The sequence below is a fragment of the Sphingobium sp. genome, from assembly GCA_023266575.1.
Classification (GTDB): domain Bacteria; phylum Pseudomonadota; class Alphaproteobacteria; order Sphingomonadales; family Sphingomonadaceae; genus Sphingobium.
In genome coordinates, this window is sequence record JAHFPV010000006.1 from 174347 (window position 1) to 180908 (window position 6562).

General features: G+C 61.9%; 5 protein-coding genes. 3 read left to right on the forward strand and 2 right to left on the reverse strand.

What is annotated here, in order from left to right; genetic code table 11:
- Positions 1 to 50 precede the first annotated feature (50 nt).
- A complete protein-coding gene (locus Q0D44_RS08580) occupies positions 51 to 2825 on the reverse strand; it encodes a TonB-dependent receptor (RefSeq protein WP_294135382.1) in 2775 nt (924 codons plus the stop codon).
- Positions 2826 to 3350: 525 nt separating this feature from the next.
- Between Q0D44_RS08580 and Q0D44_RS08585 the strand changes: the two genes are divergently transcribed.
- The 3 genes from Q0D44_RS08585 (at position 3351) to Q0D44_RS08595 (ending at position 5716) form a co-directional block, all read left to right on the forward strand.
- Entirely contained in the window at positions 3351 to 4724 is a 1374-nt protein-coding gene (locus tag Q0D44_RS08585) for a pectate lyase (RefSeq protein ID WP_294135384.1), read from the forward strand.
- Entirely contained in the window at positions 4721 to 5155 is a 435-nt protein-coding gene (locus tag Q0D44_RS08590) for a cupin domain-containing protein (RefSeq protein ID WP_294135364.1), read from the forward strand. The genes Q0D44_RS08585 and Q0D44_RS08590 overlap by 4 nt, the downstream gene beginning before the upstream one ends.
- A gap of 417 nt (positions 5156 to 5572) precedes the next feature.
- Positions 5573 to 5716, forward strand: coding sequence for a hypothetical protein (locus Q0D44_RS08595; protein WP_294135366.1), 144 nt, complete (start codon positions 5573 to 5575; stop codon positions 5714 to 5716).
- Between the two features lie 68 nt (positions 5717 to 5784).
- Here Q0D44_RS08595 and Q0D44_RS08600 read toward each other — a convergent pair whose 3' ends face one another.
- A complete protein-coding gene (locus Q0D44_RS08600) occupies positions 5785 to 6105 on the reverse strand; it encodes a ribonuclease E inhibitor RraB (protein WP_294135368.1) in 321 nt (106 codons plus the stop codon).
- Positions 6106 to 6562 lie beyond the last annotated feature (457 nt).

Below are 6562 nucleotides of genomic sequence, written 5' to 3' on the forward strand. Positions count from 1 at the left end.
CATACAGAAAAAACCGGGCCGCCCGTGCAGAGGCGGCCCGGCCATGAGCCTTACATCTTGAACCGCGCGCCCACCTGGAACGTGCGCCCGTAATGCAGCTGCTCATAATTGCGATTGGCATCCAGATCGGTGTAGCGATCGCGATATTCGTCGGTCAGGTTGATGCCCTCCAGCGACAGCTCGATCCAGTCGGTCAACTTGTACCGCATCGACGCATCGACATTGATCGTGCTGTTATAGCCCTCGAACACGTTACCCGTGCCGCTATTCTGGTCGATATAACCGCTGCGATAGCTGGCCGAAACGCGCGCGCTGAACTTTGCGTCCTCATAATAGAGCGTGCCGTTGAAGGCGCGCTTGGACAGGCCGAACAGGGTTGCGCTCCGCACCGCGGCGATATTGCCACCGCCCGGCACGATCGCTGGACCCGATACCGTGTAGCTGGCGCTCGACTGGACGAAGGTCGCGTTCACGATCCCGCCGAAATGCGACAGGAAGCCGGGCAGGAAGGTGAAGGGCGCCTGCACCGACAATTCGATGCCCTTCAGGCTCGCGCCGCTGCCATTGACGATCGTGCTGATCGCCCAGCCTTCGGCCCGTTCGGGCTGCCCCGCGGCAGGCGAGCTTGGCGGAATGACCGACAGCGGCAGGCCGGTGGAGGCGAAGGTGCCGGTGATGGTCTGGCCGATCGGGAAGCTCTGCACATCCTTTTTGAACACAGCGACCGATGCGATCGACTGCGGCGCAAAATACCATTCCAGCGCCAGATCATAGGCGGTCGCGCGGAACGGGTTGAGGTTGGGATTGCCGAAATTGACCCGATAGTTGAACCCGTCGACCGAACCGCCCGGCGTCAGATTGCCCAGCGATGGCCGCGTCATCACGTCCGCTGCCGACGCGCGCACCACAAAGTCGGGGTGCGGGAAGAAGGCGATGTTCATCGCGGGCAGCCAGTCCTCATAGGACCGCGACACGCCAACTAGCGCGCCATTGTTCAGACCCGTCGAACTCTGGTCGGTCTTGACGTAGCGGATGCCGGCATTGGCCGCATATTCCAGCCCGAAAATGTCGCCCTTGGCATCGAACTGGAGATAGCCGCCGGTCGTCTTTTCCACCACGCCGCGCGTATTGCCCGCATCGATCGCCGGGGTGCGCTGGTACAGCTTGGTAAAGTCGGTTCCCGTCGCCAGATTGGGCACCAGCCACTGCGTCGTCGTCCCCGCAGGCGCATCCGCCCCTTTCAGCGTGAACATTTCCGCCAGGGCCGCCGTCACCGGGAAGCCATAGACCGCGCTCGGACCAAAGGCCGACGTCGGCGAACAGGCCAGCGTCCCCAGCACGCGATCGACGCCGCCATTGCCGCACACCACCGTATCGCGGGTAAAGCCCTCGGTATCGAAGGAGAAGCGGCGATAGACAGCACCCGCCTTGACCGTGAAGCCCTCCGTCACGTCCCATTCGGTGCGCAGCTGCATCGTGCGGAACTTGTTGACCGTGGATGACGGCCGGTCGCGAATTTCGGCCAGCTGGAAATTGGCCGGATCGGTGACGCTGGTGCCGAATGTCAGCACCGGGCGGCTCATATTGCTATAATCATATTTATAGCTCTGCGCATCGCGATCGTCGAACACCAAAGTCGTCTCGACGGGGATCGACGCATCCGACTTGGAAAAGCCGCCCAGCAGGGTGAAGCGGAACTTGTCGCCCACATCCTGGTCCCAGGTGCCGCCCAGCTGGTAGAATTTCGTCTGCGACTTGCGCAGATAATGTTCCGTCCGCACCCACGCATCGTTCAGCGTCGCGGAAATCATATTATTGTTGCTGTCATAGACCGGGTTGACGACATTGATCGACCGCTCGTTCGACCGCAGCAGCACCTCGCCCCATTTCTCCTCGCGCGTCTCGCGGAAGCGGGAGAACAGCCCGTCGATCGAAACCTTGGTCGCTTCCGAAGGCGACCATTGGATCGACCCCGTCACGCCCAGACGCTCGCGCTCCTGCGCGATTTCGCCATAGCGCGGAATACGCGGATGAAACGCGAGCGCCGCCTTGTCGCAACCGGCGCTCGGCAAATAGGTGCCGCCGCTATTGGCCGCGGTAAAGCAGTTCGTGCCATCGACACTGTCGAACCGCGCCTGCGACCAGCGCACCGTATTATTGCCCATCTGCAGCGTATCGAGCTTGGAATAGGCCGCAGACAGCGCCACACCCCATTGCCCGTCCGGCGATTTCCACGACAGCAGACCGGCGGCGCGCGGCCCCCATTTCTTGGAGAGGTCATTATAGGAACCCGTCGCCGATCCGACGAAGGTGAAACCATCCTTGCCCGCAAGCGGATTGCCGGTGTTCAAATCCACGACCGCGCCCAGCGACCCTTCGTCGAGCGAGGCTTCGGCGGTCTTGTGGACCACCAGCGAGCTGAACAGTTCGGACGCGAACACGTTGAAATCGAACGCGCGATCGCGGTTGGCGCTGGCACCGTCGGTCGATGTCGCGACCGTCTCCATGCCATTGACGCGCACGCGGGTAAATTGCGCGCCCAGACCGCGCACCGTGATCGCCCGGCCTTCGCCGCCGTCACGCTGGATCGAGATGCCCGGAATACGCTGCAACGATTCCGCCAGATTCTGATCGGGAAATTTCGCAATATCTTCCGCCACGATCGCGTCGACCGACCCGACCGACTGGCGTTTCAGATTGATCGCCGCGCCCAACGACTGGCGAAAGCCGGTGACGACGATATCGGCGGCGTCGCCTTCCTCTGCGCTTTGTACCGGAGCCTGCGGCGCATCCTGCGCCAGCGCGGCCACCGGCATCGCCAGCATGATCGCCGCGACGCTCGCCCCGGCCAGCCAGCGCTGCGCCCCGGTCTGAGTATTGCCCTTCCGAATCTGCACGTTCCGCTCCTTCCCTGTTGTCGATACCCGCCCGACCAGATCGGCGAACGGGGCATGGTCTATCGGCAGGATCAGGGGCGATTCGTCTCGCTTGCGCCCTCTCCTGCCCGTGCCGCCGCCAGCTGTTGCTGGTCCGTTGGCGTCACTGGAAACCGGTGTCATAACCGAAGCCATAAATGCGCGCCGCGTTTCCGGCTGTCAATATAGCGTGATGATTATTGTTCGCAGATGGCCTGAATGCCACAGTTGGCAATGCTTCGCCTGCCCGGTTGCGACACAAAACCCCCTGATCGACCAGCGCTGGCACCCTCATATCGCGATTATCAGACACCGGTGTCACAACAGACTTGCGGCCCATGCCACACAATGGCACACCCATGGCCAAAGAGAGGAGCCACCGTCACCATGCCCATCCCCCGGTCCCGCCCACACTGGATGCTGCTTGGCGTCGCGATGGCCCAATGCCTGCTGGTCCAGCCCATAGCCGCCCAACCCGCGCCGCAACGCGCCGCCGTCGCCCAAGCCGCCTTCCCCGGCGCGGTCGGCTGGGCCGCCGCCACGCCCGGCGGCCGGGGCGGCCGCATCCTGCGCGTCACCACCCTCGCCCCCGATGGTCCCGGCAGTTTCAAGGCCGCGCTGGAGACGAAGGGGCCGCGCATCATCGTGTTCGAAGTCGGCGGCATCATCGACATGGCCCGCCAGACGCTGAAAATCAGCGAACCCTATGTCACCATCGCGGGTCAGACTGCGCCCTCGCCCGGCATCACCCTGATCAAGACCGGCATCGACATCGCCACCCATGATGTGGTGATGCGCCACATCCGCATCCGCACCGGGGTGGATGGCCAACCGAAAATGAGCGGCTGGGAAGCCGATTCCCTCTCCACCGTCGCGGCCCATAATGTCTTGATCGACCATTGCAGCTTCACCTGGGCGATTGACGAGAATATGTCCGCCTCCGGCCCGCGCTTCACCGGCAAGACTCCCGACGACTGGCGCAAAGGCACCAGCCACGCCATCACCTTTTCCTACAATATCGCCGCCGAAGGGCTGGCCAACGCCAGCCATCCCAAGGGCGAACATAGCAAGGGGACGCTGATCCACGACAATGCCAGCGAGATACTGATCTATCGCAACGTCTATGCCCATAACAAGGAACGCAACCCGCTGCTGAAGGGCGGGGCGCAGGTCCAGATGGTCAATAATATCCTCTATGATCCGGGCGAACGCGCGGTCCATTATAATCTCATGGCGCTCGAATGGGGCGATCATCCCTATCAGACCGGCAAGCTGTCCGCCGTTGGCAATGTGTTGCGCGGCGGCGTGTCGACCGCGCCCGGCCTGCCCTTCCTGACGCTCGGCGGCGATGGCGATCTGGACTATCACGGCAAGGATAATATCGCGGTCGACCGCTTCGGCGTCGCCCTGCCGATGTTCGGTCGCTACGGCGAAACCCGCGCGAAAATCAATCAGGTCGCCGCCCCGCCCATCTGGTGGCCCGGCACCCAGGTCCTGCCAGTGCGCGACGTGGAAACCCATGTCCTCGCCCATGCCGGTGCGCGCCCATGGGATCGCGACGCCGACGATCTGCGCGTCCTCTTCTTCGTGGCCGAAGGACGCGGCGAGATCATCGACGATGAACGCCAGGTCGGCGGTTACCCGAAAATGGCGCAGACCCGCGCGCCCTTCGTCGCGGCCGACTGGAATCTCGACACGATGGAACCCAAATCGGGCCGCTATCCCGGCCAGACGGCGGAGATTGCCGAACATCTGTCCGACCGCGACAAGATGATGCGGCAGGGTGAAAAATCGGGAGAAACGAAATGATCCTCGCCCTCCTCCTCCTCGCCGCCGCACCCGCAGCATCGCCTACACCGCCCCCCGCGCCGCCCATGGCCGTGATCGACGAACAGAGCGTCCGCCGCGAGGAACCCACCCCCCATGGCAAGATCGGCCTCAGCACCGCCTACCGCATCAGCGACGCCGCCCCCCAGCCCCGCACGATGGAGTTCCGCAAACGCATCCTCCATGTCGGTTCCGCCATCGGCCTCCACCCGATCGCCCATGACGAAGTCTATTATGTCCTGTCCGGCACCGGCGACGTCACCTCCGACGGCAAAACCCAAAGCCTCACCCCCGGCATGGCCGCCTATCTCTACGACGGCGCAGTGGTCGGCATCCGCCAGACCGGCAAGGAACCGCTGGTGCTGATCATCAGCTATCCGGTGAAGCACCCGGTCGGCGGAAAGGCAAAATAGCCGACGCGATCGCCCACCCCCGCGCGGCCACACCGGCTATTGCGGCACATATGCGGGACACGACCCATATGTGCGGGAAAGAAGATCCCACCCAAATCCCCCAACCCCCGTCGTTCCCGCGCAGGCGGGAACCCATCTCTCGCCACACGCCTTGCGACAGTGCACGCACAAACATCGCCACCGACAATCAAGCCACCCAATGCATCACCGCCCAAACAGCCCCACCCACCACCGTCACCCCGGACCTGATCCGGGTCCATAGGCGCAACGCCTGAGCGATCCACAACCCTGGCGCCATAGATGCCGGGTCAAGCCCGGCATGACGGAATGGGTGGGTGGCGGTCGGTCTGCTTCCGAGGGCGTAAGGCATGAAAAGAGACGATTGCTTGTCGGTTTGCTCCGATCCAAGATGGCACCATGGAAATGTTCTTCGAAACTCTTTTCGAGTGGCTTGTTACCAAGACTGGCGACCGTTTCGGAGCGTGGGGCATTGCCGCCGTCATATTGATGTTTTTTGGCGCTTTAGCAGCGGTTTTGTGGTGGGTGTTTGCGCGCCCATAGGCCCAAGGCGGATTTGGGTGGGAAGCGGAATGTCGGCTGTTGAGTGGCATTCAGTAGAAAGCTGCCTATTAGACCCGAAAGAATCCCCAACCGTCCGCCCGCCCTTCGTATGCTTGGGCGAGAGTATCGAAGCGTTCCTCCCATGATGTGACGTTAGCGGCTGAAGGCTCGATTTCTACCGTAACTGTGACATCCCATGGGCATTCAACTCGATCGGTCTCGATCACGTCGATCTTGAACCCATCCCTTTCACACTGGGCGGCAAAATCTGTTGCGGATGCCTGATTGGGGAAAACATGCGAGAAATCGACTGGGCGCGAAGGGCCAAGGTCACTGCCATCCCGTTCCATCCCTGCAAGGATTTCGGCATTTTCTTCGAGCAGTGACATAGGCACCTCTAATGGATGACCCTATGTGAATGGCCTCTTTTAGGCAAGCGAACTGCTCGCGCGAACGGCAACACGTCGTCGACTCGATCAGTCCGCTTTCTTAGCCACTCTATCGGCATCGCGCCTTTGCATCTCAGCGATTTTTAGTCGCCCTTTTTCAACCCACTCCATCGCGTCGTGATCACCCTCAGCGAACATGGCATCAACCTCGCTTTTGGACTGATTGCCTGAGATGCTCTTGAGAGTTTGGTGCTTGCTTCTGCTCATTGCGGCTGATCGTGCCAGAGCGAAAACATGTCTGCAATCGGTAAACTCGTGAGCCGTCTGGAACGGCCACCAATGGTCCAGCCTGTGTGAAAAGGCGATAATTATGGTATGATGCTCTGACGGTTTGGAGGGTCATATGGGTCGCTTCATTGCTGGTGCTGATCGCAGCCAGACGACATTATTCCCACCG